The organism is Streptomyces sp. CoH27, assembly GCF_020181035.1.
In the GTDB taxonomy this organism is placed as follows: Bacteria; Actinomycetota; Actinomycetes; order Streptomycetales; family Streptomycetaceae; genus Streptomyces; species Streptomyces camelliae.
Window position 1 is genome coordinate 43249 of the sequence record NZ_JAIQYY010000033.1, and the last position, 26816, is coordinate 70064.

The window sequence follows — 26816 nt, forward strand, 5'->3', positions numbered from 1 at the left end:
CTAGATACGGCTGTGAGGGTTGTGCGGGGAGGGCAGGCCGGCGCCGGTCCAGCCGTCGGCGGGCCGGTCGAACCAGAGGTGGACCTGGCCGGTGCCGATGGAGTTCTCGTACTCGCCGTACTGGCGGGCCTTGGCGACACAGGCCTGCTCGCCGAGGGCGCCAGCCATCATCAGGTAGTGGAAGAACTTCGCCTCGGGCTTGTACTTCGAGAACTCCGGCATGGTGTCGAGGACCTTGTCGTGGCGGCCCTCCTTGAACCAGGCGATCCTCTCGTGGTCGGCCTCGCGCGCCTCGGGCGTGAAGATGTGCACCGGGTCGCTGGTTTCGTGGTCGCGCAGCTCGCGCAGCGGCCAGAAGGTGTGCGACAGCGCACCGGAGGCGATGAGCAGCACGCGCCGCCCCGGGGTGGCGGCGATGCCGTCGGCCAGGGCGCGGCCGAGGCGCAGGTGGTCCTCCATGTCGCCGGTCTGGCAGACCCCGATGGTCACCCACCGCTTGTCGGGCAGCCCCTCACCGAGGAACTTCCACAGATTGATGGTGGCGTAGTAGATCGGCAGGTACTCGTCGTCGATCGCGGTGATCCAGGTGCCGTGCTTGTCGGCGAACTTCTCGATGTTCCGGGCGAGGTCGGGGTCGCCCGGGAAGTCGTACGGCATCCGGCACATGCCGCGCGGCAGTTCCTCGGAGGTGAAGAGGCCGGCTCTGCGCTGCTGGGCGGTGACGACGAATTCGACCGTCGTGGCCCAGTGAGAGTCCAGCACGACGACGGTGTCGTAGTCGTCGCGCTCGAAGACGTCCTTGCGAAGCTGGTGCAGGCCGGTGACGAGGGTGATCTCCCTCCCCTCGTTCAGCTCCAGCCGGGTCTCCTTGGGAAGCACGATGGTGGGGACGTGGGCGAGCAGGCCCGCCCCGACGATCTCACCCATGGTTCCTCCAGCCGTTCGGCGCGGTCACGGTGTTCTTCACGTCGCAGTAGAAGTCGAAGCTCCAGGTGCCGCCCTCACGGCCGACGCCGGAGTGGCGGGAGCCGCCGAAGGGCGCCTGCAGGTCGCGGACGAAGAAGCAGTTGGTCCAGACCGTGCCCGCGACGAGGCGGGCGGTGACGCGCTCGGCGCGCTCGCGTGAGCCGGTGGCGACGGTGGCGGCCAGCCCGAAGCGGGTGTCGTTGGCCAGCCGGACCGCCTCGTCCTCGTCGGCGAAGGTCTGGAGGGTCAGGACCGGCCCGAAGACCTCCTCCTGAACGATCTCCGAGTCCTGGGCGACGTCGGTGAGGAGGGTCGGCGCGTAGTACTGGCCGTCCTTGCGGTGGCCGCCGATGACCGCGCGGGCCCCGGCCGCGATCGCCCGCTGCACGAACCCGTCGATCTTCTCCAGCTGGCGCGGGTGGATGTTCGGCCCGATGTCGGTGGCCTCGTCACGCGGGTCGCCCTGGGTGAGCTGCCCGGCCTTCTCGACGAAGCGGCGGGTGAACTCCTCGGCGACCGGCTCCTCGACCAGGAAGCGCGTCGCGGCCAGGCACACCTGCCCGGCGTTGTCGTACTGCTCCACCGCCAGGTCGACCGCGAGGTCCAGGTCGGCGTCGGCGAACACCAACAGGGGCGACTTGCCGCCGAGTTCGAGACTGAGCGGGGTCAGGTTCGCGGCAGCCGAGGCCGCGATCCGCTGCGCCGTCGGCACCGAACCGGTGAAGCTGATCCGCCGCACGTCAGGGTGCGAGGTCAGGGCGTCACCGATCTCCGAGCCGTACCCCTGCACGACGTTCAGCACCCCGGCCGGCAGCCCGGCCTCGGCGGCGATGTCGGCCAGCAGCGAGGCGGTCAGCGGGGTCCACTCGGCGGGCTTGAGGACGAGCGTGTTGCCGGCCGCGAGAGCCGGGGCGACCTTCCACGTGGCCAGCATCAAGGGGGCGTTCCACGGGGTGATCAGCACACAGGGGCCCGCCGGGTCCCAGCTGATGTGGTTGGTGTGCCCGCGCGTCTCGAAGTCCTCGTGCTCCAGCCTCAGCAGCCAGTCCGCGAAGAAGCGGAAGTTGTGGGCGACGCGGGGCATGACGCCCCGGCGGTGGGAGCGGAGCAGGGCGCCGTTGTCGGTGGTCTCCACGATCGCGAGCTCTTCCAGCCGCTTCTCGACGCCGTCGGCGACGGCGTGCAGGATGCGGGCGCGTTCGGCGCGGGGGGTGGCGGCCCAGGCGGGGAAGGCGGCCTTCGCCGCGGCCACGGCCGCCGCCGCCTCCATCGCGGTGCCCCGGGAGATCTCACCGAGGACGCTTCCGTCGATCGGCGAGACGTCGGTGAACGTTTCGGTGGAGGCGACGCGCTCGCCGCCGATCCAGTGCCGGGTGTCGACGGCGACCCCGGCCACCGTGAGGGTGTGCTCGGTCATGTCCGGTCTCCAAGTCCTGTGGTGTGTAAGGGGGTTACTCGGCGCCGGACGTGCCGGACTCCAGCAGCCGGCCGCCGTCCCAGACGACGCCGACCTGCCGGTAGTAGGCGGCGATCGGTTCGCGGATCTCCAGGCGTGCCAGGTCCTCGGTGGGCGCCTCGAACAGCTCCAGCTCGGCGTCGCCGACCCAGGGCTGCCCGCCTTCGAAGGAGGCGGCGCCGGACTCGATCAGCTCGTCGAGCGCCAGGCCCTTGCCCTTCTCGATGGAGGGCAGCCAGCGGTGGTGGGCCATGGGGTGGCCGTTGACGAACCCGTTGGTCTCCGACGGCTCGCGCAGGGTGACCACGGCCTGGGCGAGGCGCCGGTCCGCGGCGGCCAGGGTCGCCCCGAAGCGGGCGCCCGCCTCGATGCGCGGCGCGGGCCCGTACGGGTGCGGGCGGGTCTGGTGGATCGAGCCGAGCTTCTTCGGGTATCCCTGGTGCAGTCCGCGGGCGATGGCGAAGTCCTTGTCGACCCAGATGTAGACGCAGCGGCTGTAGGTCTGTCCCCGGTACTTGCAGCGGACGACCGCGAAGGCCTCCTTGTACTGGGCGAGCACCGGGTCCAGCAGCTCCTGGCCCGATTCCGAGCAGGACTGCCAGTCGGCCCAGATCAGAGCAACCGCGCCAGGGTCCTCGTCTGCCAGCTCCAGCGGCTCGGGCAGCAGTTCACGCACCCGGGAGGGGTCCGTGCGGTACTCGACGGTCAGCAGGTCGCCGGAGTAGCGCCACGGCGGGGACGGGATCAGCGAGGAGGCACCGCTCGCCGTCTTGGGGTGGAAGTAACCACGGACAGTGGACATGAAGGGATTCCTTACGCGGTGAGGGCGGGCTGCTTGAGCAACTGGGCGCGATACCGGGCGGCCCCCATCGCGGCGGCCTGACCGCCGAGCGCGACGACGCCGACGAGCCGGTCCCCGGCGTGGTATCCGACGAGGACGTCACCGTCGGGGTCGCCGTCCAGGATCCGTACGTCGTCCTTGCCCAGGACGGGCGCGCCGAAGGACTGCAGCCGGAAGTCGTGCTGATCGCTCCAGAACGTCGGCAGCGGGGCGAAGGGCACCAACTCCCCGTCCTTTCCGGTGAGATGGGCGACGAGGGCCTTCGCGGCGTGCTTGGCCGTGTCGGTGGGGATCGACCAGTGCTCGACACGCCGGGGTACGCCGTCGTAGCGGGCATTGGGGAAGCGGGCGACGTCGCCGACCGCGACGACTTCCGGCCGCCCCCCGACCCGCAGCTGCTCGCAGGTGAGGACGCCGTCACTGAGGTCGAGGCCGTTGCCCTCCAGCCACTCGACGTTGGCCACGGAGCCGACCGACTCCACGACCACATCGGCGGGCAGCACAGTGCCGTCGCTCAGCACGACCCCGGTGACACGGTCCTCGCCCTCGAAACCGGATACTCCGGTGCCCAGTGCGAAGCGCACCCCGCGCTCCTCGTGCCGCTTCAGCAGCGCGCGACCCAGCAGTTCGCCGAGCGGACCGACCATGGGCAGGGGGAGCGGATCGACGACGGTCACCTCGCGGACGCCGAGGCCCACGGCGGTGGCGGCGACCTCGCAGCCGATGAAGCCGGCGCCGACCACGACCACGCGGGCACCAGGGCGGGTCAGCTCGTCGCGCAGGCCCTGGGCGTCGGCGAGGGTGCGGACGGTGTGGCGGCCGACGAGCGGGCCGGGGCAGCGCAGGCGCCGGGGCCGCATGCCGGTGGCGACGACCAGTCCGTCGTAGGAGATCGCCGAGCCGTCGTCGAGTTCGACGACACGCTGGTCGAGGTCGGCTGCGACGACCCTCGTGCCGAGCCGCCACTCCACGTCGGCGGCGGCTGCCTTCGGCGTGAAGGCGAGCGACTCGAAGGGTGCCTTGCCGGCCAGCACCTCCTTGGACAGCGGGGGCCGGTTGTAGGGCATGTGGGGCTCATCACCGATGACCGTGATCGTCCCGGTCCAGCCCGCCGCGCGCAGTTGTTCGGCGGCGCGCAGGCCGCCCATCGAGCCGCCGGCGACGACGACACGTCCGCTCGTGGGTGCGGTCATGGCGGTCATCCCTCGATCCGGATGGCCTGCAGCGGACACACGTCGGCGGCCTCTTCGACCTCGTCGCGCAGCGCGTCATCGGGGTCGGACACGTACACCAGGTGTCCGTCGTCGTCCATCGAGAAGACGTCGGGGGCGGCGAAGACGCACTGGCCGTGGTCCTGGCACTTGTTCATGTCGACGACGACCTTCATGGCGGTCCTCCTGAGGGGTGAGGGCGTCGGAGCAAAGAAGCAGGGAGAAGAGAGGGGCCCGGCCCGGGTATGGCCGGCCCCCTCGGCCAAAGGGGGCGAAATCCAGCGGATGCCGCACCCCTCACTCGTTTGGCTTCAAACAAGATAGGAAGCCGTCCGACCCTGGTCAATACCTGTCCAGATGGATAACTTTTTTCTACCAGCCCCTTGCGGGGCCGCAACCCCCTCCATATCGTTCGGGATCAAATGACTAGCCCGGGGCGCGCTTCTCCCCCGCCCCGGCCTCCCTCCGCACCCCTCCCCAGTGCCCCAGGCACAGGGAGTCCCTTCCTTCCGCCAAGGAGACACCGGTGAGCGCATCCGACACCCCAGACATCCGCCGGCACATGGAGCGGCTCGCCGCCGAGGGCGTCGACGTGGTCCGGGTGGTTTACCCCGACCTGATCGGCACGGACCGCGCCCGCGAGGTGCTGCTGGACCATCTGCCGTCTGCCTGCGACCACGGTCTCGCCTTCTGCCGCGCCGTCTACCACACCACCCCGCAGGGCGACGTCGTCCCGGTCGCAGGCGGTCTCGACGCCGGCCTGCCGGACGTGACCGTACGCCCCGACCTGTCCACCCTGGCCGTCCTGCCCTGGGAGCCGGGTGTCGCCGCATGCCTGGGCGAGGTCACCGACCCGGCGACCGGTGCCCCGGCCCCCGAGTCCCCCCGCGACCTGCTGCGCACCGTCCTGGTCCGCTGCGCCGAGCAGGGACTGCGCCCCGTCGTCGGCCCCGAGCTGGAGTACTTCCTGCTGGAAACCGCCCCCAGCTCGCCCACCGGCTGGCGCCGCTCACCGGAGACCACCGGTGCCGTCTACACCGCGGGCCTGCGCGCCGACCCCGACAACCACCTGCTGCGCACCCTGCGCGCGCTGCGCGACCTCGGGCTGGGTGTCGTCACCGGCAACCACGAGTTCGACGGCGGCCAGTACGAGATCAACCTGACCCACTCCGCCGCCCTCGACGCCGCCGACCGCGCCTTCCGCTTCAAGGCGGCCGTCAAGGAACTGGCCCGCAAGGAGGGCAACCTCGCCACCTTCATGGCCAAGCCTTTCGGCGACGCGGGCGGCTCCGGCTTCCACCTCCACCTGTCGTGCAACGACGCCGATGGTCAGAACGCCTTCGACGACCCGGCGGGCTCGTACGGCCTGTCCGCCACGGCCCGGCACGCCATCGCGGGCATTCTCGCCCACGCGCCCGCGCTCGCAGCCCTGGCCAACCCGACCGTGAACTCGTACAAGCGCTTCGGCCCGGACACCCTCGCGCCCTGGCTGATCGACTGGGGGCTCGACAACCGCAGCGCCATGGTCCGCATCCCACCGGAGCGCGGTGGCGGGGCGCGGCTGGAGCTGCGGCTGGGCGACGCAAGCGCCAACCCATACCTGCTGATCGCCGGCACGATCGCCGCCGCTTCGCTCGGCGTCCAGGCCGGCGAGGAACCGCCCGCCCCCTTGGAGGGCTACGGCTACGACACCTCCCGTGCCGCCCTGCTGCCCCAGAGCCTGTCGGCCGCGCTCGACGCGCTGGAGTCGGACACCGCCCTGACCGACCTGCTCGGCAAGGACTTCACCACGTCCTTCCTCACCTACAAGCGGGACGAGCTCGAACGCTTCGGGCGGCACGTCACCGACTGGGAGTTCACCGAGTACGCCTACCACCTGTAAACCCGCCCCGAAACCCTCGCCCGAAGGACCCGCCACATGACCAGCCCCACCGTTCCCGCCGTCCCCACCACCCGAGCCGAGCTGCGCGCAGCCCTCGCCGAGCCCCTGCCGCTCGACCGGGTGGACCTCGCCGACCTCGACAACTTCGCCGACGGCATCACCCCGTGGCGCATGTTCCACACCCTGCGCCACCAGGACCCGGTCCACTGGCAGCCCGAAGAGGCCCCCAACTCCGGCTTCTGGGCAGTGACCCGGCACGCCGACATCGCCGCCGTCGACCGCGACCCGGAGACTTTCACCTCCACGCGCTTCGTCAACCTCGAAGAACTCGACGACGACCAGATCAAGAAGCGCGCGTCCATCCTGGAGATGGACGGCGTCCGCCACCGCGCCCTGCGCAACGTGATCCAGCGGCAGTTCGGCGCGAGCGTCATCAACAGCTACAGCGACTTCCTGCGCGGCCTGACCGCCAAGACGCTCGACGCGGCCCTCGCCAAGGGCACCTTCGACTTCGTCGCCGACGTCTCCGCCGACTTCCCCATCAACGTCCTGGCCCGGCTCCTCGACGTCCCGCCGGAGGACAACCAGCAGCTCATCGACTGGGGCAACCGCATCATCGGCAACACCGACCCCGACTACGCGGATGTCCTGCTGCACAGCGAGGAGAGCGAGAAGTACCGCGACCTGCCGTTCCGTTCCCCAGCGTCGATCGAAGTCTTCGAGTACGGCAGGGAGTTGGCGCGGCAGCGGCGCGGCGGCGACGGTACGGACCTGGTCTCGAAGCTCGTCAACACCACGCCGCGCGACGGCGTCCCGCTCTCGGCCGAGGACTTCGACAACTACTTCCTGCTCCTGGTGGTGGCCGGAAACGAGACCACCCGCCACACCATCTCCCACTCCATGCTGGCCCTCCTCCAGCACCCCGAGCAGCTGGCGAAGCTGAAGGACGACCCGTCCCTGATCCCCACGGCGGTCGAGGAGTTCCTGCGCTGGGCCTCCCCCGTCTACCACTTCCGCCGCACCGCCACCCGCGACGTCGAACTCGGCGGCAAGCACATCAAGGAAGGCGACAAGGTCGTCATGTGGTACGCCTCCGGCAACCGCGACGAAGAAGTCTTCGGCAACCCCTACGACTTCGAGGTCACCCGGCAGAACAACGACCACGTCACCTTCGGCAAGGGCAGCCCCCACCTCTGCCTGGGCAACCTCCTCGCCCGCACCGAGATCCGCATCATGTTCGAGGAGCTCATCCCGCGCATCGCTGACATCAAGCTCGCCGGCGACGTACCCCGCGTCCGCTCCAACTTCGTCAACGGCATCAAGAAGCTGCCGGTCGAGGTCACCCTCGCCTGACCGCCGGCCGCAGCCGTCCAGACGGCTGCGGCCGCCCCGGGCGCCCCGGGCGCCCCGGCCAGAACGAGCGGCCGCCCCTCACGTCTGCCCTCAAACACGCCCGCCTTGAGGATCGCCACGATGACCACTCCCCGCATGCAGCTCGTCCTGAGCGAGAACTGGACCATGACCGCAGGCCGCGCGGACCTGCCGACCGTGGTCCGCTGGGCCCGCGAGGCCGAGGACGCCGGATTCGACTCCGTCATGATCAGCGAACACATCGTGCTCGGCCCGGACGCCGGCGCCAACGGCGTGATGGGCAACCCCCGAGACTACGCTCTGCCGGGCAACCAGGACCCCCGCACCCCATGGCCCAACTCGCTCATACTGCTCGGCGCGATCGCCGCCGTCACGGATCGCCTGCGCCTCGCCGCGTCGGCGGTCATCGCTCCCCTGCGGCACCCCCTGCTCCTGGCCCGCGAGCTCGGCACCCTCGACCTTCTCTCCGAGGGCCGTCTGATGGTGCTGCCCAACGTCAGCTGGAGCCGGGACGAGTACGCGGCACTCGGTGTCCCGTTCTCCCGGCGCGGCAAGCTCCTCGACGAACACCTGGAGATCTGGGCGAAGCTGTGGGGCCCCTCCCCCGTGTCCCACGAGAGCGAGTACTACACCTTCCGGGACGTCTACTTCGAGCCCAAGGCCTACCGCCCGGACGGCCCCCGGCTCTGCTTCGGCGGCGCGGGCATGCACGACGCGATGGTCCGCCGGATCGTCCGGCACGGCCATGCCTTCAACCCGCTGGGCAAGGTGACGTCCGAGGAGATGCAGACGCTGAAGGCCGCGATGGCCGCGGCGGGCCGCGACATCGCCGACCTGGAGATGATCGGCGGCACCCGCGCCGTGTTCCCCGACGACGACTCCTGCGCCGACCTGGCACAGGCCCTCGAACCCATCCCCGCGCAGATGGCCCAGGGCTTCACCACCTTCTGCATCAAGCCCTCGCAGTTCACCGACGACCCGAACGGGGTGGGCGCCTTCTGCCGCGAGGTGATCCGTCGCGTGGAGTCCCTGACCGCCTGACGGCGCCGGCCGATGTCCCGCATCGCGGCCCGAGCAGCCCGCTGACGACGAACGGCACCGGGTCGCGGAAGAACGAACCGAACGAGCCAAGGACCACAGCATGACGACTCCCGACGAAGCCGCCAGCACCCGTCCCTCCACTCCCGCTGAAGCCACTCGAAACGATCCCCATCGCCTCCCCGATGTGTCCGGCCTGGTCGTCGGCATCCTCGGCGGAACCGGCCCACAGGGGCGCGGCCTCGCTTACCGGCTCGCCGGCGCGGGCCAACAGGTCGTCATCGGGTCACGGAACGCCGCCCGTGCCACCTCCACGGCAGCAGCCATCGGCGATGACATCCGCGGCACTGACAACGCCACGACCGCGCGGGAGAGCGATCTGGTGATCGTCGCCACTCCCTGGGAGGGACATGCCGAGCTACTGACCACGCTCCGCGATGAACTCGCCGGCAAGATCGTGGTCGACTGCGTCAACCCGCTCGGCTTCGACAAGAAGGGAGCCTACGCACTCAGGCCCGCGGAGGGCAGCGCCGCCCAGCAGGCTGCCGCGCTGTTGCCGGACTCCCGGGTGACCGCCGCGTTTCACCATCTCTCCGCCGTCACTCTGGAAGACCGTCAGATCGAGAAGATCGACACCGACGTACTCGTCCTGGGCGACGAACGCGCCGCTACCGACACCGTCCAGGCACTCGCCTCACGCCTCCCAGGCGCACGCGGCGTCTACGGCGGACGACTGCGCAACGCCCACCAAGTGGAGTCGCTGGTAGCCAACCTGATCTCGGTGAACCGCCGCTACAAGGCCCACGCCGGCCTGCGCCTCAGCGACGTCTGAGCAGACTCCCAGCGTCTTTCATCGAGCCCCGCCCCCAATGTCTCGCCTCCAATCCGGTACAGCCATGGGACGCAACCAGAGATGGCGCCCCGCCGAGTGGTGTAGCCATACGGATCGCGTGGATCCGCTCAGAATCGAACTGGCAGTTCCCAGCCAGCTCGCGGGTCTGTCGTTCGTGCTGCTCGCAGGCGTCAGCACCCCGTTCCGGCGCGGCGGCGGCTGCGTCAGCCGACTGACCTGCGGAGTCACGAACTCTGCACCGCTACACCACTCGGTGGGACGCCACCGTCCCCAGTCGTGCCCCACGGCGTGGTGTAGCCATGTGGAAGGCGCGCATCCCGTAACCGGGCGACGCGGTGGAGCTTCCTGCGCGACCGGCCGGCTGGTCACAGCGGCATGGCCCACAAGGTTCCCGGGTGCCGGGCGAATCACCACCGCGATCTGCGGCATCACGAAGGCGGCTCGACTACACCACCCGCCGGGACACCATCTCTCCGTGTCTGCCGCACGCCGCCGATCCCCACGGCTCTGACAGCAGCCTCATCCCCTGCAAGCATGGACGAACCCGCCCTCGTTTCTGTCCCCAACCAGGAGACAACGCGCGGGTTCAGCGGTTGGCCCCTGCAATCATCCGCGAACTCGCGCTCTTCGCCACGGGCGGAGGCGAAAGTGATGGGCACGATCGTTGCCATCCACGGCTTGCTGACGAACCCTCGCGGCTGGGGCAGGGACGCCCGTCGGCCAGTCCTCGTCAGGTGCCGGTGTAGGGACGTTGGGCGTCGTCGGTCCGGTACGCGATGTGCTCGGTGACCGAGACCACGCCGTCGACGCCGCGGCACAGCTGCTCGATCACGGGAATCAGACTCCTGTACTCCACGGCGCCGCCGAGAGTGACCCGCCCCTCGCGGACCTCGACGGTGACCTCCGAGGGAACGAGCCCCATGGTGCGCCGTAGCACGTCCTGGGTGATCTCGTCGCGGATGGCGTCGTCACGGCGCAGGAAGATCCGCAGCAGATCGCCACGGCTGACGATGCCCAGGAGCCGGTCCGCCTCGTCCACCACGGGCAGCCGCTTGACGTGCTGGGCCTCCATGAGGCGAGCGGCCTCCACCACGTTCCACTCCGGGCGCGCGCACACCGCGGGAGCCGACATCAGTTCCTCGGCGCGGGAACCCTCGGCCTTGGCCCGCTCCCAGGCCTCCAGGTTCGGGATCGAGACCCTGCCCGACGGGTCGGCCTGGTCCGCGCTCTTGCGCAGCAGGTCGGCCTCGGACACCACGCCCACCGGACGGTCCAGATCATCCACTACTGGTACGGCGGTGACGTCGTTCTCTGCCAGCAGCCTGACCAGATCCTTGAAGGGCGTATCACGCCGCGCCCGGACGACATCCCGGGTCATCAGCTCCTCGACCGTTCGGTGCTGCATGGCGCCTCCCGTAGACCGGCCGCCCACCTAGCGGACACGGGGCTCTCGCCCCATGCTGCGGTCTGTCCCGCGTGGCAGGTCGGATACAGCACCATTCTGAGGAGAGGGCGGCGATCATGCGAACTCAGCTCGGAAACCGACTCGTCGTGGAAAGCCAGCCGACCGGCGCCGTCCGGGCGCGAAGCAGACGCTCGTCCTCACCGAGCTCGTTCGCCGACCAGCCGTGCTCGTCCCGAGAGAACACCGCAGGTCGCCGCTTGGTTTCGGGCCTGCCCGAGGCGAGCGAGGCGCCGTGGACCTGTCCGCGAAGCGTGATGGCCCTGTTGAGTAGGTAATGGCATTGGGGCCCCCCTTTGGCCGACTTCCTGCTCACTGCTGGTGCATGTTCGTCATTGTCAGGCGCTGGTGAGGATGCGCAGGGCGAGGATGGTCATGTCGTCGTGACCGTCGCTGGGGTGGTCGTCGGCCAGCGCTTGCACGAGGGCGTCCAGCGGCTGGTCGGCGTGGCGATGGCGAGGTCGGCAAGGGCATTCAGGCTCTGATCGACGGTGTGGGCCGGGTGCTCGACGAGACCGTCGGTGAAGAAGATCACGATGCCACCTGGGGGCAATGGGCGGGTGTGGTCGGGACGGGGCTGTTCGGTGTCCACTCCGAGGGGCAGGCCGGGCTCGGCATGCAGATATTCGGCCCGGTGGTCGGGGGTGATCAGCAGCGGGGGGAAGTGGCCGGCGCTGCTCCAGTGCAGCGTCCACCCGGACTCTTCGGGTTCGACGCGGGCCAGGCAGGTCGTGGTGACCGGGATGTCGGTGATGGCGACCACGGTGCGGTCGAGCCGGGTAAGGACGGCACTGGGCGGAGTACGCCGGTCGAACAGCAAGGCGCGCAGCATGTTGCGGGCAGCCGGCATGGCTGCTGCTGCGCGCAGATCGTGGCCGACCACGTCGCCGACGACGACGCCCACCGCGTTGTCGGGCAGCGGAACGGCGTCGTACCAGTCTCCGCCGAGGGTGCCCGGCTCGGCTGCCGGCCGGCAGATGGCGGCGGCCTCAAGCGGGCCCAGGTCCGGCAGGGTGGGCAGCAGCAGCCGCTGGAAGTGTTCGGCGCTTTCGCGGACCTGCCGGAACAGGTGGGCGTTTTCGATCGCGATGCCGGCGGCGGTGGCCAGGGTGACGACGATGCCCTCGTCGGTGGCGTCGAAGGGGCGGCCGTCATGTCGTTCGGACAGGTAGAGGTCGCCATAGACCTCGCCACGGAAGCCGACCGCGACCCCCCAGCAGCGTGCGCAAGGGAGGGTGGCCGGATGGAAAGCCGACAGAATCCGGGTGGGAGGCGATGTCATCGACCCGCAGCGGAGCCAGGTCGTGCATCAGGCGCCCGAGCAGGCCCCGGCCGCGAGGGAACTCCAGCCCGTCCAGGTCGGCCAACTCCCGTTCGGACAGGTTGGCGGTGACGAACTGCTTCAGGCGCTCGCCGGATTCATCCAGTACCCCCAGCGCCCCGTAGCGGGCGCCGACCAGTTCCATGGCAGTGGTGATAAGGCGGTGCAGCACCGCGTCCAGGTCCAGCTCCCGACCGAAGGACAGCACCGCATCCAGCAGGTCCTGCAACCGGTTCTTGGCCTGCGCCGTTGTCTGAAGCTGTTCGGCGATCTGGTCCAGCTCGGCATTCAACTGCCGTTCGGGAAAGCGCAGCTGCCGAGATTCTTCCTCACTGTCTGTCACGGACGTGTCCACTGTTCCTCGGCGGCCTTGAGGCGGTGTGAGTCAGTGCCGGTCTTGATCAGCGCGCATTTGAAGATGAAACGATAAGCCCACGCCCGCGCACGACCGCCCACTCACGCGAGCGGTACACCTCAGCCTCCTGGCGCGACCGTGATCAAGTAAGACCACAGCATGACACGACCAAACAGTCCAACCTCGCCCATTACGCCAAGAGCGGCATGTCACACCCGAACAGTCAGGGTGGCTCTCGTACTCATTGCCGGAGCAGTGGCTCCCGCACCTACCGCCTCGCGGCCCCGCACATTCAGCCGCTTGACGTGCACAACGCCTCTTTGTACAGCAGGTCGGGTTCAGAGACCACACCGACGACCTGTCCATGCCCATCATCGCTTCCATGGCGCACCAATACAGCCGACAGGTCAGGAGACCGATGCTGAGACGCCTCTGCGAGGTGCATGAGGGACAATAGAGGAAAAAGAGAAGAAGGGGCATGAGCTGGCGGCATCCTCCGCGTGCCCTTGTCAGCCGTATCGCTCGACCACTCATGTCCCGCCGCCGTGCGCCATCCGCAGAGCACCTCATGCGGCCGTAAGACCACTGAGGAAGGGCCCACGAAACAGGTGCGGCATCTGGCGGAACGACTACGTAGCCGTAACCCGTCGCGAGCTGAATGAGTTCCACAGGTCCGACGGCGGCGAACACCGACGTTCGCATACCCGGGAGAAGTAATGACTGATCCCATCGTGGCCGGGGTCGATGGCTCCGGGCGAAGTCTGCGGGCTCTGGTGTGGGCCGCCCACGAGGCGGCGCTGCGCCACTGTCCGTTGCGCGTCATCCATGTCCTGGCGCCCTACCACTCGTACGCGATGACCGACGAGGGGCGCGAGACAGAGGCAAGCAACTGGGACCAGGGCGTCGTGGCCGAGGCCACGACCATTGCGCAGGAAGCCCATCCTGATCTGGAAGTGACGTCCGCCCTGCCCTCGGGCACCCCGGCGGCTGTGCTGCTTGCCGAGGCAGAGCACGCCCACACGGTGGTGCTCGGCGCCAAGGGCATGGGCGGTTTCGGGAGTCTGTTGCTCGGTTCGGTCGCCTTGCAGGTGGTCGGTCACGCGGTCTGCCCGGTGGTCGTCGTCAACCACGTCACCACCGGCCACGACCGTATCGTCGTCGGAGCCGACGGGTCGGCGCACTCCCAGGCCGCCCTGGCCTACGCCTTCGAACAGGCGTCGCTGCGCGGGGCCCGGTTGCAGGCCGTGCACGCCTGGAGCCATCCAGGACCTCACGCGTACGTCAGCGCCTCCCAGGACGCCATGGCCAAGGAGCACAGGCAGGCCTTGGAGGAGTGGCTGGCCCCGCTGCGCGAGCAGCATCCCGATGTCGAGGTGATGGAGCTGGTGCCCGATGAACCACCGGTCATCGCGCTCGCCCGCGCCTCGGACAGGGCCGACCTCCTGGTTGTCGGCTCCCGCGGGCTCGGCGGTTTCCACGGTCTGGCCCTCGGCTCCGTGAGCCACCACCTCCTTCAGTTCTCCCAGTGCCCCCTGGCAGTCATTCGCCCACGGATCTGAGTTCCCAGACGGCCCGAGGAGCCTGCTGATGCTGCGGGCTGAGACGGTCCGTTTGAAGGAGCTGGGCCCCGCCTCCGGACCCTCGGCGCTGCCAGCACGGTGGGTCTCCTGAGGCTCGGCGAACGTCGCTTCAGGCCCGGCCCATTCGCAAGCCGCAGCTGAGGGAGAGGGCCTTCCCGGGCGTGGCGCGCACCTGCGTTGCGCCCGGGAAGCGGGCTCACCAGCCTCACCGACGTCCGCGCTACTCCCGTCCGGGAAGCTGCGGATCTGCCGTCCCCCTGGAAGACAACTCGGATTCAGCCAAGTACCCGTGCACTCCGGCATTGTTTGCCGAACCCCCGGTTCTGTGCCGGGCACCGTCATTCTCCTTGATCAGGGCACCAGACGTACGGCGGTGACTTTGTACTCGGGGCAGGAGGTGACCGTGTCTGCGTGGTCGGAGGTGAGGGCGTTTACGCCGCTGGCGGGGAAGTGGATGGCGCAGAAGACCTGGCCAGGTGGGGTCTGGGTGCCGATGCGGACGGTGAGACGGGCATGGCCGTGCCGGCTCTCGACGGTGACGGGCCGGCCGTCTCGCAGGTGGTGGCGGGCGGCGTCGTCCGGGTGGATGTCGAGGTGGTCAATCGGGTCGAGGAGCAGGTTGTCGGTGCGGCGGGTCATGCTGCCGGAGTTGTAGTGCGTCAGGCGGCGGCCGGTGACCAGCAGAAGCGGGTAGGTGTCGTCAGGCTGTTCGCCGGGGGGCAGGTAGGGGACGGCGGCGAGGTGGGCGCGGCCGTCGGGGGTGGCGAAGTGACGGGTGTAGAGCTTGGCCTGGCCGGGCTGGTCAGGGTACGGGCAGGGCCAGGGCAGGGCCCCTTCGCGGTCGAGGCGCTGGTGGGAGAGGCCGGCGAAGTGGGGGCTGACGCGGGCGCACTCGTCCAGGGCTGCTGCGGGGGTGGGGCAGCCCAGGTCGGCACCGAGGGCGGCGGCGATGGCCTGGACGATGTGGAAATCGGTCCTGGCCTGTCCTGGAGGTTCCACGGTGGGCCGGACGCGCTGGAAGCGGCGGTCGAAGTTGACGAAGGTGCCGTCCTTCTCCAGCCAGGAGGCTGCCGGCAGGACGACGTCGGCGCGGCGCGCTGTCGATGACAGGAAGATGTCCTGGCTGACGACGAGCGGGCAGGTGTCCAAGGCCGCTGTCACCTGGTTGGAGCTGGGGTCGGTGGAGCAGACGTCCTCGCCGATGATCCACAGTGCGCGCAGGCACCCCTCCCGTGCGGCGGCGAACATGTGGGGGATGCGCAGCCCGGGCCGCTCGGGGACGGGCGCACCCCACACGTGCTCGGCCCTAGCGCGGGCGGCCGGGTCGGTGACCTTGTGATAGCCGGGCAGGCTGTCGGGCAGGGCGCCCATGTCGGATGCGCCCTGGACGTTGTTCTGACCGCGCAGCGGATACAGTCCCAGGCCGTGGTCGGTGCCGACCGCGCCGCGCAGGATGGCGAGATTGGCCAGGGCACGCACGCCGTCGGTGCCGTGCAGGTGCTCGGTGACGCCGAGACCGTAGATGATCGCGGGACACCGTGCGCGCCCATACGACCGCGCCGCCGCGACGATGTCGGTCGCGGGCACACCGGTGATCGCGGCGGCCGCCTGTGGCGTGTACTCCTTGAGCATGTCAACCAGTTCGGGCAGTCCGGCCGCCCGCTCGTGCAGGAACTGCTCGTCGGTCAGTCCCTCGGCGAGCAGGACGTGGGCGATGCCGTGACACAGGGCGACATTGGTGCCCGGGCGTGGCCGCAGGTGGACGTCGGCGTATCCGGCCAGCCCGACCGTGCGCGGATCGGCGACGATCAACGCCGCTCCCCGAAGGGCGCGCCGAAGCAGGCGGGCGCCGACGACCGGGTGAGCGTCGACCGGGTTGGCGCCGACCACCAGCAGGCAGTCGGACTGGTCGAAGTCGTCGAAGGAGTCGGTGCCGCCGGGCAGGCCGAAGGACGCGGTCAGCCCGGCGGCCGACGGGGAGTGGCACAGCCGGGAGCAGTTGTCGATGTTGTTGGTGCCGATCACGGTGCGCATGAACTTCTGGACGAGGTAGTTCTCCTCGTTGGTGGCGCGGGCCGAGGAGATCGCCGCGACCGCGTCCGGGCCGCCCTCGGTGAGAGCGGCTCGCAGCCCGCGTGCGACGTGGTCGAGTGCCTCGTCCCAACTGGTGGGCTCCAGGCGGCCGTCGCGGCGCAGCAGGGGCTGGGTCAGGCGGTCGGGAGAGGTCAGGAAGCCGTGGGCGAAGCGGCCCTTGACGCAGGCGTGCCCGCGGTTGACCGGGCCGTCGCGATCCGGCAGTACGGCCCTGACCTGGCCGCCGGCGGTGACGACGTCCAGTGAGCAGCCGACGCCGCAGTAGCCGCAGGTGGTTCGTGTGGTGGCCGTGCCAGGGGGCAGCGAGCGAGAGGCCGGGGCGCCGAGCGGGAGGCCGGGCTGGAAGATCGCGCCGGTGGGGCAGGTGTCGACGCAGGCCCCGCATGCGACGCAGTCGGAGTCGGCCCACGGGCCTCCGGTGCCGGGTGCGACGACGGTGTCGGCGCCGCGGCCGACCAGCGTGAGCGCGAAGGTGCCCTGCACGTCGGCGCAGATACGGACGCAACGGTCGCAGGCGATGCACAGGTCGCGGTCGAGACGGACGTAGGGATGGGAGTCGTCCCCGCCGCGCTCGCCCGCGCCCAGGGCCGCCTCCGCGCCTATGCCCAACCTCGTGCAGACGGCGGCCAGTTCACTGCGCGTCTCCTCCAGGGCGCGCTGCGGCAGGGCGGAGACCAGCAGTTCCACCGCGTCGCGCCGCAACGCCTCCAGCTCCTCGCCCGCCGTCTCGACCTGTGTGCGTGGGCTCGCCGGGGTGACGCAGGCCACCGTGACGATTCCGCCGGCCCGCACCAGGCAGGTCCGGCAGGAGCCGACCGGGGACAGCCGATCGTCATGGCACAGCGACGGCAGCCAGACGCCGGCCGCGCGGACCGCATCCAGCACCGAGGCGCCCTCGCCCACCTCGACGCCATGCCCGTCGACCTCGATACGCATCACGCCTCCCAGCTCGCCAGCCGGTCGCCGTAGGCGCGGGCCAGGCTGCGCACTGCGGGCGGAATACGCCGACCGAACGCGCACAGGCTCGCCTCTTCCATCACCCGCATCCACCGCCCGTAGCCCGGATCGGGAGGGCCGCCTGTTGCGGCCAACCGAAGGCCGCGCCGTGAGCCCACCCGGCACGGCGAGCACGCCCCGCAGCTCTCCGCATCAGCGAACACCCACAGGTGCCGCAGCACCTCCCTGGGCTCGACGCTGTCGTCGAACGCGACCAGACCGGCGTGACCCAGCGCGGCTCCGCGTGCGGTCAGATCCCGCTCGGTCAGCGGCACATCCAGCCCGTCAGCGGGCAGGAACCCGCCCAGCGGCCCGCCGACCTGCACCACCGCCAGCTCGGCGCCGTCGCGCAGACCGCCGCCGAGTTCGCTGACGACCCGTTCCAGTCGAGTGCCGAACTCCACCTCGTAGCAGCCGGGCCGGGCGAAGCGTTCCGACAGGCACACCAATTTCGTGCCCGTCTGCTCCGGTACGCCACGCCGAGCGTAGGCGGCACCGCCGTGCGCCACGATCCAGGGCACGGCGGCCAGCGTCTCGACGTTGTTGACCACGGTCGGCGCATCCCACAACCCCTTCTCGGTCGGATACGGGGGACGGGAGCGGGAGCAGCCCCGGCCACCCTCCAGCCCGGCGATCAGCGCCGTCTCCTCGCCCGCCACATAGGAACCGGCCCCTGCCACCACCCGCACGTCCAACGTCACCGCGCTGCCGTGCACTCGCACCCCCAGGTGCCCGTCGGCGTAGGCGCACTCGACTGCCTCCCGCATCCTGGTCAGAGCCCTCGGGTACTCGGAACGCACCAGCACCACTCCTTCGCGGGCGCCGCAGGCGAAACAGGCCAGCGCCAGCCCCTCCAGTACCCGGTCCGGGCCCTCCTCCATCAACAGCCTGTCGGCGAACGACCCCGGATCCCCCTCATCCCCGTTGGCGACCACCACCGCCCCCGGTCGGCCACCGGCTGCCGCCCACTTCGCCGCCACCAGGAAGCCCGCCCCGCCACGCCCCCGCAGCCCGGACATCTCCACCTCCGCCCGGATCTCGTCGGGCGTGCGCGCCGCCAGGGCCTGCGGCCACGCCTGCCAGCCGGGCTCACCCGCCAGCACCCCGCCGAGCAGCACCGGATCTCCGGTGGCATCGACCGCCGGAATGCCCGGGGCCCGCGGTACAGCGCGTCCGGCGAGCTGATCGGCCAGCCCTGGGCCGGTGCACGGCTCAGCACCGTCCAGCGCCGTCGGGCCGGTGTAGCAGTACCCCAGGCAGCGCACCGCCTGCAGCGACACCGCGCCATCCGCGCTCACTCCGTCAGCGGTGACACCCAGCTCACGTTCCACCTCGCCCAGATGCCGCCCACCGCAGGCCGCGAAACACGCGGTCCCGGTGCACACCCGCACGTGACGGGGGCCGTGCGGCGCGGCCAGATCCGCGAAATAGCTGGCGGGCCCCAGGCCCGAGGCGTGAGGCAGGTCAAGACGCTCCGCTACTCCGGGCGACCACGCTTCTGGGGGACCCGCCGCATCCGCCCGCTTCTCGGCCAGCGCATCCAGCAGCCTGTCCCCCACCCGCCCGTGCCGCCCCGCCACGGCACGGAAGGCGTCGAAGCGGCCAGCCGCACTCATGACCCCATCCTCACCATCCCCTCTTCGCCCCGCATCCGGGACCGCTCCTCGCGGGGCGAGAACCGTCGAGGCTCCGTAGCCTGAGGACAAGGGGGTACGAAGAATGCGAGCACCTTCGGACTGGTTCTGGGACCATCTCCGGCGCAGGTGAGCCGCACGGGCGAACCTCCAGTAGGCACGACAACTGCTGGCACCGGCCCGTCGCCTTCTCTGTCTGGCTCTGGGCGGTCGGCCGGCTGGCGCGCGAGCTGGGCACACTGCGCGAGGCGGTGGACCTGGACGGGCTGAACGACGAGCGGGAGGCCGCAGTGCGACGCGTCCTCTACGGCCTGTACACGCTGGTCAAGGTCCACTTCGCGAAAGAAGAGGAGATCTACCTGCCGCTACTCGAAGAGCGGCTTCCCACGTCGGAGGCAGAACAGCTTCTCGCCGAGTTGGCGCACTCCGGTCACCATCGGTAAGGGCCCCTACGGGAGGGGTGATTTCACCGACGCAAGTTGACGGTCGACATTGCGGCGCGAGCGAGTAGAGAAAAGATCATGCCCATCGATGGAGAGTGGTACAACGAGTTCGGTTCACAACTGCGGCTTGAGGGGGACCCGGAAGGAACCGTCAGCGGAAAGTACGTCACCGCCGTAGTCCGGGAAACGGCATTGCCCTCGGCTGGACGGTCGCCTGGCGGAACGAGCACGGCAACTTGGGTTCCGTCACAAGCTGGAGCGGCCAATTCCTGGAAGGCCCGGAACGCATCCTCACCACCTGGTTGCTGACCCGCTCCACAGCCACGGCGGAGGCGTGGGAGTCCAGTGTGGTCGGGCAAGACGTGTTCACGCGGCAGAAGCCCACCAGCGAAGACGTCGATCGCGCTCTTCGCAGCGGACGAACGGTCTCACACCCGATGCCGTCTTGAAGACCGTGCCCGCGAGTACGTCCAGCAGCCACGCCGGCGTTCATGGGCGGGGCGGTCGACGCAGCCTGCCGGGCACCACAGGCACGCCGGGGCCGATCGGCCCCTGACCGCAGGCCTGGCGGCCCAGGTCGAGCCAGGTCGACGAAGTCACCATGGAGCGAGAGCCACAAGGAGGTGGGCATGTGAAAAGTCACCCTGCGGACGGTCACCATGCCGATCCCGTCCCAGCAGGTCATCACCCGGGACACCGTCTCCATCGGCGTGGCCGCCGTCGCGTACTTCCGCCGTGTCGACCCGGTGAAGTCGACCGTCGAGATCGAGGACGTATCTTCCGCGATCAGCCAGATTGCCCAGACCACCGTCCGCAACGTGGTCGGCCGCTCCCTGCTCGACCAGGTGCTCACCGGCACCGTTGACGCTCAACAGCCAGATCAAGGACATCCTCGACGGGCTCACCCAGCAATGGGGTATCTACGTGTTGCTGGTGGAGCTGAAGGACATTGAGCTGCCCGCCGGCATGCAGCGAGCCATGGCCCGCCAGGCCGAGGCCGAGCGGGAGAAGCGCGCCAAGATCATCGCGGCGGAGGGCGAGGCCCTGAGCGCCGACCACCTCGCCGAGGCCGCCGATGTCATCAGCGACCACCCGATCGCCCTGAAACTGCGCAACCTGCAGTTCCTCGCCGAGATCGCCGAGGAGAAGAACTCCACCATCGTCTTCCCGGCCCAGTTCCTCGAAAGCACCCGGGCCCTGACCCGGTTCGTCGAGGGACAAGCCGGACGGATTGCGGCACCTCTGCCGGACTGGCACACGCCGAAGGAACCGGTGGCGAGCGGCGGCTCCGCCGAGGTCTGATCCGGTGCCGTCGTCAGAGGCGCCCGCATTCAGGAAGGAAGGCTGACGGCCATGGCCGAAGCATCGTGGACGACGACAAGCGTATTCACCGGGCGGGGAGGCGCCCGTACCGAGGAGGCCGGAATCGTGACCGGCGAGCTGACCGTGCGCACCACCTGGAACGCCGGACAGGCCGACGTGGCAGTCCAGTACAGCGGCACCTCCCAGTGGTTCACCCTCACCGGAAGCCCCGTACGCTGCCCCACCCGGCAGGACAGCCGGAACCTGCACCAGGCGGTCGTGGAAGCCGTGAAGGCCGGCGACGGCGCCACCGTCCCGCATCAACACCTGTTCGGGAAGGAATCTCACGCTCAGGGATCCGGTCCGGCTTCCGGAGAAGTCCGTGGTCATGCACGGAATGTGGGGCGATCGGCGTAGCGCAGCAGGACGCCCACGCCTTCGAACAGTCGCAACCGCTGTTCGGGCACCACGACCAGTTCGGCCCTCGTCCCGACAAGGGCGCGGACCAGAACAGCATCGGCCCGTTCCTCACGGACGTCCCGCACGCCGTAGGAGCGCAGTTCCTCTTCGGTGAGGGCGAGCTGACCGGGCTCCGGGCCGACCCACAGGCGTAGCGGCGACTCGGGATGGTTGTTGAGGAAAAGGGCTTTGGCCCGGCCGCGCTGGAGGGCCGACACGGCAGCCGATACACCTTCCGCTGATGCTCCGTCGCGGGCCCGCTCCGCGAGGAACGTGTCCAGCAGGGCCCGGTCGTGCGCGGCCATGCGTCCACTGAGCAATCCTTCGAGCCGCTGCTCCAGCAGTGCCCGCCCCGGCTGGGACTCGCCGACGCCCTCGACAGTGGTGATCTGCCCGCGCAGGGCAGCCGGAAGCCGGCGAATGAGGATGCCGCGGGCCCAGACATCTCCGGCGACGACCACCGCTTCAACGTCGATACGCCGTGCATGGCCCTCCAGTTCCCGGCCGACCTCTCCGGCGGCGTTCAGCCAGTCGGACACCGGGATCTCCTCGCGGAGGCGGTGTCCCGGCGTGACCCTGGTCAGCGGCCACGTGCCGACCTCGGCCTCGATCCGTACCGCCCCGGCGGCGTCCGTGGAGTGAGGGCCGCTGTAGTGCACGTGCACCGCCAGGTACGGGATCCCAGGCGCATGCTGGACGATCAACGGCATGGTGTCCGGCAGGGCTCCGAAGTGCGCGGTGTCCCGGGTGGGCGGGGCGGGCAGCTCGTCCAGCAGGACCAGTCGCCCGTGGCCGGTGAACACCGCCTGACCATGCATACCGGGGATGTCCGCGTCGCTGCCCACGGTGCCCGCCACCGCGGTGATGGAGTCCCGGTCCGCCCCCTCGGACATCAGAACGTCCCGGAGATGCCGCCAGCGCAGCTCTATGGCGGCATCGGGGTCGTCGATGGCCACGTCGCGAGACGTGTCCAGGTAGACGGACGCGAACGGCCCGGGCTGTCTGTACAGAGGTTCGAGGAAGGAAAGTCTCATCGTCACTCCCAGATGCGCCACCACGCTCCGGTGCCACCAGATTGTGCTGCCATGCCTGGTTCAACGATGAATTCCAGCGCGTCGGCAATGGGCCGGACGAGCGAGTCGGCATCAACCCGTGTCAGCCGATCGCTGTCGCGACCTCGCCCTTGCCGGGCCATCGGCGCCGACCTTGTCCGGCTCGATCTGGGCGGAGTAGCACGGCAGTTGAAGGTGGCCAGTCGACTCGGCCTGGTTGCCGATCGGCTCGGCATGCGTACGGCATGCCGAGCGACCACACTGGCCGTAGGCCGTACCGGCCGGGGGTGGGCCAGACGTAGGTTCTCACCCGGTGCCGATCCTCGAAACTCGAAGGAGGAGGCCATGACCACTGCACGGGACATCATGCACGTCGGCGCGACCTGCATCCAGGAGGACGAGACGCTGGCGGAGGCGGCGCGCAGGATGCAGGAGCTGGACGTCGGAGCCCTCCCGATCTGCGGGCCGGACGATCGCCTCCACGGGATCATCACTGACCGTGACATCGTGGTGAAGTGCATCGCCAAGGGCAAGGACCCACGGACCATGACCGCGGGCCATCTCGAACAGGGCAAGCCGATCACGGTTGACGCCGACGCAGACACCGACCAGGTTCTTCGGACCATGGAGGAGCACAGGATCCGGCGGCTGCCGGTCACCGAGAGCCACCGTCTCGTAGGCATGATCAGCGAGGCGGACCTCGCGCGCCGCCTGCCGGAGGACCAGGTGGGCCGCTTCGTCGAGGCTGTCTGCGAAGTCTCCTGATCCTCACCATTTTCCGAGAACGGGGCGACGAACGCCTTGTTGCCAGCGGTTGCCGAGACACGGGATCGAGGATTCAGCATGTGACGAACACGCCGGCGGCCAGTGTGCTTCCGGCGGAGTCGTTTGAGGACGCGGCGCGGCGTACGGTCCGCGTCGGTGTGGGTGTCTTGCCTGTGGCACTGTACTGCGGCGTCTGACTCATCCCGCTGACGGGGCCAGCCTTCCGTCTTCGGAGGTACGTCATGACCAGTCCACCGGATACCCGGCCGATCGTGGTGGGCATCGACCCTGATCCCACAGATCGGGCGGCGCTGGCCTGGGCCGCCGACGAGGCGGACCGGCGCAAACGACCGCTGCGCCTGGTGCACGCCCGAGAGACACCGCCCTCCAGGTACCGTACGGCGGAACTGAGAGCGGCTTGGGAGACATGGGACGAGGCACTGCGCACGCTGGGCACACACGCCCTTGAGCAGGCTGCGGCGTTGGTCAAGGGCCGACGGCCCAAGGTGGACGTGTCAGCCCTGCTCGTGGAGGGCGACGCGGCCACGGTCCTGCGCGAGCAGGCACGGGAGGCCGCAGCGGTTGTGCTCGGCTCCCGGCACCTGACAGCCGTACAGGAACTCGTCCGCTCCCTCGCCGTGGCCGTGCCGGTCATCGCCCATGCCCGCTGCCCGGTGATCGTCGTGCGCGAAGCAAGACACATCACGCAACAACCGCCATTCTTCGTGGTGGGCATGGACGGAAGCCCGGACTCGAAGGCGACTGTCGACTACGCGTTCGAGGAGGCGGCCCTGTGCGGTGCCGGGCTGCGGGCGCTGTATGTGTGGCACCCACCGCTCCTCGGCGTCCTGGACGAACAGACCGCGCAGCAGGAATGCCGCAGGCTGCTGTCGGAGATCGTGGCCGGCCGTGCCGCGGCGTACCCAGATGTCGAGGTCCACCATGAGGTCGTGCGCGGCCACCCGGTGAAAGTGCTGAGCGAAGCATCTGCACACGCCTTGGGGCTTGTCGTCGGATCCCGCGGCTGGGGAGGCTTCGCCGGCCTGCTGCTCGGTTCCGTCAGCCAGGGCGTGCTGCACCATGCGCTGTGCCCGGTCATGGTCGTTCCGCATCCAAGACCTTGAGCACGCAAGGGCGGTTCGGACGACATGCCGAATCGGCTCCCGCTCTCACCTTGGCGGGCGCAACCGTGATGAGAAGCGCAGGCGAAATCACGAAGGCTTTTCCGTCGCTGAGCGCCATGGTGTCCGCGGTCTCGGGGCAGCGGCTGGTCCACGTTGTGCTCATGTCCCACGTCCGCCCCGCGGATTCTGGACCTCGTGCCCGTGTCTGCCGCCATCCGCACGATCCTTGTGGTCGGCGCGGAAGGTCACGGCGAACCAACATACCCAGCCCAGCGGTTGCAGTGCCCAGTAACTGACAGCTCTGTAGAGGAGTGTCGCCGCGATCGCGGCACCCGGCCCCAGGCCGTACAGGACGAGCAGCGCGGCCAGGCTCGCCTCGACCACGCCCAGGCTGCCGGGAGTCAGGCGCAGGCTGCCGGAGATCTGCGTAAGCGTGTACGCGAGCAGCAGCCCGTGCCAGGGCACGCCGGTCCCCAGCGCCCACAGGCAGGCGGCCAGACACGCGGCGTCGAAGACCCAGTTCAGCAGTGCGAAAGAGAGCGGCCACAGCCACGGCCGGAATCCGGGCTGCACGTCACGGACCTGGTCAACCAGGCGGACCAGCGCGTGCTGCGCCTTCTGAATACGACCCGAGCGCAGCCCCGCGCCCGTCCACGTCCGCCGCACCGCACGGCGGAAGCCCGTGAAGCGGGACAGGCAGAAGACCACCGCCCCGGTCCCGAGCGCCAACGCCAGCACACCGACCACGGGTCGCACCACGGCGCCCGGCCCGGCCGAGCCGACGGTGAACATGCCCACCACCAGCAGTACGAACAGGCTCACCGCCGACAGCACACCTGCGAGGACCAACACGGTGGCCGCAAGGACCTGCTCCACGCCCCGTCGGCGCAACTGCCGGAAGACCCAGGCGGCCGAGAAGGCCGCCCCGCCGGGCAATGCGCCGGCCACGGCGTTGGCAGCCACCGCGATCGCCGTCATACGCCGCATGCGCCACTGTACGCCGCCCACCCACAGCAGCTGACGGGGCACGGCAGCGAAACACGTGATCGACAGCGCCTCGCACACCACAGCGACGGCCATCTCGGCCAGGCGCACACCGGCAATGAGACGGAATGCCTCCACGAGCTCGTGCCACCGCGAGACAGCGACCATGACCGCGGCCGCCACGAGAAGGCCGGCGCCCGACCACCATGCCCAGCCCGGTCGCGCAAGACCGTCTGTCCGCCACCCCTGAGGGTGCGCCGTCTCGGGCTCCTGCCGACCGGCCATCAGCCATCACCGTCGAACGGCCCGGTGAGCCCGCAATGGCCGGAAAACGGCGACGGGCTCACACGACGCATGTGGCACCGACGCGCGCACCGGTCTCATCCGGGACCTGCAACAGCCCGCGCTCAACACTTGCCTCCCGTCCGCGATCACCGCCCTGCTGGCAGTTCGTCATAGTCCATTGAAAATGAATAGATTGGCACCAAAGAAAACAAACATGACAGTCTTCCCTTGTCCCGTGTCGGCTACGGGTGCCCGGCGAGCGTGAGGACAGACAGGCGCTCGCGGAAGGTGACCATGGCGTCGGCGAGTACCAGGGGGCCGAGGGAGGCCCGGTAGTGGTGACCGCACAGAAACAGGTCCACCGCATGGTGGCCACGCGCCGGCATGATTGCCTTGACCATCGGCGGGGCCGAGCAGCAGCAGGCCCGTTCGGGCCACACCGTCACCATGCCCGTGTTCCCGGCAAAGGCTCGTTCCTCGGGCGGACAGCGCGTGGCGTCGGAGACGTCCTCCGTGGCCTGCGAGTGCAGGGGCCGACCGCCGGTGCCGGCGAGACGCGGGAGGCCCTGCGGCGGGACGGTCAGCACCGGGCAGATGGCGTGTGCAGAGCAGTAGCGACAGGTGGAACGGCGGAACCAGCGCCACGGCCAGATGCGCCGCGGCTTGCGAACGTCCGGTTTGCCCATCACCAGCAAGTCGTCATCCAGGTAGGCGGCGGCCACGAGGACCTCACCCGGCGCGCCCATGGCCGCGACAGACCGCACCCGCACACCGTGCGGGATACCACCTGTCGCCTGGGCGAAAGCCTGCTCCAGCGAACGTATCGCCTCCTGCTCCCGGGCGGCTTGCAGCCGGTGCCAGGACGGTGACACCTCGGGATCCGGCAGCTGGGCCTGCCACCACATCGACTGCCTCTGCCCGGTCGCACTGCGGTGTGGTGGGGGCTCGTAGGCGCGTACGGCGATCAGCTCCCGGCCCGAGAGCCTGGCCTGCGCCGCGGCGGCGCGCAGCGCCCCCAGACCAGCCGGGGAACTGTCCACTCCGACGATGACACACCCAGCAGACGCCTTCCTCATCGCAGGTCACCGCCCCTCGACCACAGCGGATCACACACTCATCTCCACCATCCGAACCGGCCCGGAGATCGGCCAGAGGCCGCACGTACCTGACCCGGGGACCTTTGGCCCCACCCCGTCGCACTGATCGTGGCTCGTCGGCTCGTCACCTGCGCTGGCCGGTGTGGGAAGACGTCGCATAGTCGTGTGCGGCGCCGCCGATGTCGTTCTACGGTCGTGTATGGGGGACTTTCCACCTCCTCAGCCCCGGAAGGGCAGGCGAGATC

Annotated in this window: 22 protein-coding genes and 2 pseudogenes; 12 read left to right on the plus strand and 12 right to left on the minus strand. The window is 69.7% G+C overall.

All coding sequences use genetic code 11. The features are described from left to right. The 5 genes from LE548_RS38255 to LE548_RS38275 are packed head-to-tail and all read right to left on the minus strand — an operon-like array spanning position 1 to position 4650. On the minus strand, positions 1–927 hold the full coding sequence (locus tag LE548_RS38255) for a 3,4-dihydroxyphenylacetate 2,3-dioxygenase (protein WP_225101658.1): 927 nt from the start codon (positions 925–927) through the stop codon (positions 1–3). Beyond that, positions 920–2383, minus strand: a complete 1464-nt coding sequence (locus tag LE548_RS38260) for an aldehyde dehydrogenase (protein WP_225101659.1) — start codon at positions 2381–2383, stop codon at positions 920–922. The genes LE548_RS38255 and LE548_RS38260 overlap by 8 nt, the downstream gene beginning before the upstream one ends. A gap of 34 nt (positions 2384–2417) precedes the next feature. Further along, a complete protein-coding gene (locus tag LE548_RS38265) occupies positions 2418–3224 on the minus strand; it encodes an acetoacetate decarboxylase family protein (RefSeq protein WP_225101660.1) in 807 nt (268 codons plus the stop codon). Between the two features lie 11 nt (positions 3225–3235). Continuing rightward, positions 3236–4456, minus strand: a complete 1221-nt coding sequence (locus LE548_RS38270; protein ID WP_225101661.1) for an NAD(P)/FAD-dependent oxidoreductase — start codon at positions 4454–4456, stop codon at positions 3236–3238. A gap of 5 nt (positions 4457–4461) precedes the next feature. Then, complete coding sequence (locus LE548_RS38275) at positions 4462–4650, minus strand: ferredoxin (protein WP_067252810.1); 189 nt, start codon at positions 4648–4650, stop codon at positions 4462–4464. 350 nt (positions 4651–5000) lie between these two features. Between LE548_RS38275 and LE548_RS38280 the strand changes: the two genes are divergently transcribed. The 4 genes from LE548_RS38280 (at position 5001) to npdG (ending at position 9597) form a co-directional block, all read left to right on the plus strand. Beyond that, entirely contained in the window at positions 5001–6356 is a 1356-nt protein-coding gene (locus tag LE548_RS38280; RefSeq protein ID WP_225101662.1) for a glutamine synthetase family protein, read from the plus strand. A 36-nt stretch (positions 6357–6392) separates the two neighbouring features. After that, positions 6393–7709 (plus strand): cytochrome P450, encoded by a 1317-nt coding sequence (locus tag LE548_RS38285; RefSeq protein WP_225101663.1) that lies wholly within the window; start codon positions 6393–6395, stop codon positions 7707–7709. Positions 7710–7829: 120 nt separating this feature from the next. Next, complete coding sequence (locus tag LE548_RS38290) at positions 7830–8768, plus strand: TIGR03619 family F420-dependent LLM class oxidoreductase (protein WP_225101664.1); 939 nt, start codon at positions 7830–7832, stop codon at positions 8766–8768. Between the two features lie 100 nt (positions 8769–8868). After that, positions 8869–9597, plus strand: a complete 729-nt coding sequence (gene npdG / locus LE548_RS38295; protein WP_225101665.1) for an NADPH-dependent F420 reductase — start codon at positions 8869–8871, stop codon at positions 9595–9597. Positions 9598–10348: 751 nt separating this feature from the next. Here npdG and LE548_RS38300 read toward each other — a convergent pair. Further along, the gene (locus LE548_RS38300) at positions 10349–11023 is read right to left on the minus strand and encodes a CBS domain-containing protein (protein WP_225101666.1); all 675 of its coding nucleotides are present in this window, start codon (positions 11021–11023) and stop codon (positions 10349–10351) included. A gap of 395 nt (positions 11024–11418) precedes the next feature. Beyond that, positions 11419–12693 (minus strand): annotated as a pseudogene (locus tag LE548_RS38305) (PP2C family protein-serine/threonine phosphatase). Between the two features lie 779 nt (positions 12694–13472). On the opposite strand from LE548_RS38305, the gene LE548_RS38310 reads away from it, so the two are divergent. Then, entirely contained in the window at positions 13473–14315 is an 843-nt protein-coding gene (locus LE548_RS38310) for a universal stress protein (protein ID WP_225101667.1), read from the plus strand. 372 nt (positions 14316–14687) lie between these two features. On the opposite strand, the gene fdhF is transcribed toward LE548_RS38310, so the two are convergent. Together fdhF and LE548_RS38320 are read right to left on the minus strand one after the other, a co-directional pair. Then, positions 14688–17366, minus strand: a complete 2679-nt coding sequence (gene fdhF / locus LE548_RS38315) for a formate dehydrogenase subunit alpha (RefSeq protein ID WP_225101668.1) — start codon at positions 17364–17366, stop codon at positions 14688–14690. Further along, the gene (locus tag LE548_RS38320) at positions 17366–19042 is read right to left on the minus strand and encodes an NAD(P)H-dependent oxidoreductase subunit E (protein ID WP_225101669.1); all 1677 of its coding nucleotides are present in this window, start codon (positions 19040–19042) and stop codon (positions 17366–17368) included. The genes fdhF and LE548_RS38320 overlap by 1 nt, the downstream gene beginning before the upstream one ends. Positions 19043–19311: 269 nt before the next feature. On the opposite strand from LE548_RS38320, the gene LE548_RS38325 reads away from it, so the two are divergent. From LE548_RS38325 to LE548_RS38340, 5 genes and pseudogenes are all read left to right on the plus strand, one after another. Beyond that, positions 19312–19503 carry a hypothetical protein gene (locus tag LE548_RS38325; RefSeq protein ID WP_225101670.1) on the plus strand — a complete coding sequence of 64 codons (192 nt, stop codon included), beginning with the start codon at positions 19312–19314 and terminating at the stop codon, positions 19501–19503. Positions 19504–19581: 78 nt separating this feature from the next. Continuing rightward, positions 19582–19952 (plus strand): annotated as a pseudogene (locus LE548_RS46750) (avidin/streptavidin family protein). A gap of 195 nt (positions 19953–20147) precedes the next feature. Then, entirely contained in the window at positions 20148–20456 is a 309-nt protein-coding gene (locus LE548_RS45690) for an SPFH domain-containing protein (protein WP_374116228.1), read from the plus strand. Then, a complete protein-coding gene (locus tag LE548_RS38335) occupies positions 20365–20805 on the plus strand; it encodes an SPFH domain-containing protein (protein WP_263637059.1) in 441 nt (146 codons plus the stop codon). The genes LE548_RS45690 and LE548_RS38335 overlap by 92 nt, the downstream gene beginning before the upstream one ends. A gap of 51 nt (positions 20806–20856) precedes the next feature. Continuing rightward, positions 20857–21222 (plus strand): hypothetical protein, encoded by a 366-nt coding sequence (locus tag LE548_RS38340; protein WP_225101671.1) that lies wholly within the window; start codon positions 20857–20859, stop codon positions 21220–21222. On the opposite strand, the gene LE548_RS38345 is transcribed toward LE548_RS38340, so the two are convergent. After that, a complete protein-coding gene (locus LE548_RS38345) occupies positions 21192–22298 on the minus strand; it encodes a hypothetical protein (RefSeq protein ID WP_225101672.1) in 1107 nt (368 codons plus the stop codon). The two genes, LE548_RS38340 and LE548_RS38345, sit on opposite strands and share 31 nt — an antisense overlap. Positions 22299–22661: 363 nt before the next feature. On the opposite strand from LE548_RS38345, the gene LE548_RS38350 reads away from it, so the two are divergent. Further along, positions 22662–23081, plus strand: coding sequence for a CBS domain-containing protein (locus LE548_RS38350; RefSeq protein ID WP_225101673.1), 420 nt, complete (start codon positions 22662–22664; stop codon positions 23079–23081). A gap of 242 nt (positions 23082–23323) precedes the next feature. Next, positions 23324–24205, plus strand: a complete 882-nt coding sequence (locus tag LE548_RS38355; RefSeq protein WP_225101674.1) for a universal stress protein — start codon at positions 23324–23326, stop codon at positions 24203–24205. A gap of 159 nt (positions 24206–24364) precedes the next feature. On the opposite strand, the gene LE548_RS38360 is transcribed toward LE548_RS38355, so the two are convergent. Together LE548_RS38360 and LE548_RS38365 are read right to left on the minus strand one after the other, a co-directional pair. Continuing rightward, positions 24365–25372: a lysylphosphatidylglycerol synthase transmembrane domain-containing protein gene (locus LE548_RS38360; RefSeq protein ID WP_225101675.1), complete on the minus strand. Its 1008-nt coding sequence runs from the start codon at positions 25370–25372 to the stop codon at positions 24365–24367. 344 nt (positions 25373–25716) lie between these two features. Beyond that, the gene (locus LE548_RS38365) at positions 25717–26514 is read right to left on the minus strand and encodes a universal stress protein (protein WP_308030986.1); all 798 of its coding nucleotides are present in this window, start codon (positions 26512–26514) and stop codon (positions 25717–25719) included. Positions 26515–26816 lie beyond the last annotated feature (302 nt).

Excerpts from the sequence above, each read along its gene's own strand:
- LE548_RS38350 (WP_225101673.1), top strand. The coding sequence starts at position 22,662 with ATGACCACTGCACGGGACATCATGCACGTCGGCGCGACCTGCATCCAG.
- LE548_RS38265 (WP_225101660.1), bottom strand. The coding sequence starts at position 3,224 with ATGTCCACTGTCCGTGGTTACTTCCACCCCAAGACGGCGAGCGGTGCC.
- LE548_RS38320 (WP_225101669.1), bottom strand. The coding sequence starts at position 19,042 with ATGAGTGCGGCTGGCCGCTTCGACGCCTTCCGTGCCGTGGCGGGGCGG.
- LE548_RS38310 (WP_225101667.1), top strand. The coding sequence starts at position 13,473 with ATGACTGATCCCATCGTGGCCGGGGTCGATGGCTCCGGGCGAAGTCTG.
- LE548_RS38260 (WP_225101659.1), bottom strand. The coding sequence starts at position 2,383 with ATGACCGAGCACACCCTCACGGTGGCCGGGGTCGCCGTCGACACCCGG.
- LE548_RS38285 (WP_225101663.1), top strand. The coding sequence starts at position 6,393 with ATGACCAGCCCCACCGTTCCCGCCGTCCCCACCACCCGAGCCGAGCTG.
- LE548_RS38355 (WP_225101674.1), top strand. The coding sequence starts at position 23,324 with ATGACCAGTCCACCGGATACCCGGCCGATCGTGGTGGGCATCGACCCT.
- fdhF (WP_225101668.1), bottom strand. The coding sequence starts at position 17,366 with ATGCGTATCGAGGTCGACGGGCATGGCGTCGAGGTGGGCGAGGGCGCC.
- LE548_RS38255 (WP_225101658.1), bottom strand. The coding sequence starts at position 927 with ATGGGTGAGATCGTCGGGGCGGGCCTGCTCGCCCACGTCCCCACCATC.
- npdG (WP_225101665.1), top strand. The coding sequence starts at position 8,869 with ATGACGACTCCCGACGAAGCCGCCAGCACCCGTCCCTCCACTCCCGCT.
- LE548_RS38340 (WP_225101671.1), top strand. The coding sequence starts at position 20,857 with ATGGCCGAAGCATCGTGGACGACGACAAGCGTATTCACCGGGCGGGGA.
- LE548_RS38270 (WP_225101661.1), bottom strand. The coding sequence starts at position 4,456 with ATGACCGCACCCACGAGCGGACGTGTCGTCGTCGCCGGCGGCTCGATG.
- LE548_RS38345 (WP_225101672.1), bottom strand. The coding sequence starts at position 22,298 with ATGAGACTTTCCTTCCTCGAACCTCTGTACAGACAGCCCGGGCCGTTC.
- LE548_RS38300 (WP_225101666.1), bottom strand. The coding sequence starts at position 11,023 with ATGCAGCACCGAACGGTCGAGGAGCTGATGACCCGGGATGTCGTCCGG.
- LE548_RS38290 (WP_225101664.1), top strand. The coding sequence starts at position 7,830 with ATGACCACTCCCCGCATGCAGCTCGTCCTGAGCGAGAACTGGACCATG.
- LE548_RS38275 (WP_067252810.1), bottom strand. The coding sequence starts at position 4,650 with ATGAAGGTCGTCGTCGACATGAACAAGTGCCAGGACCACGGCCAGTGC.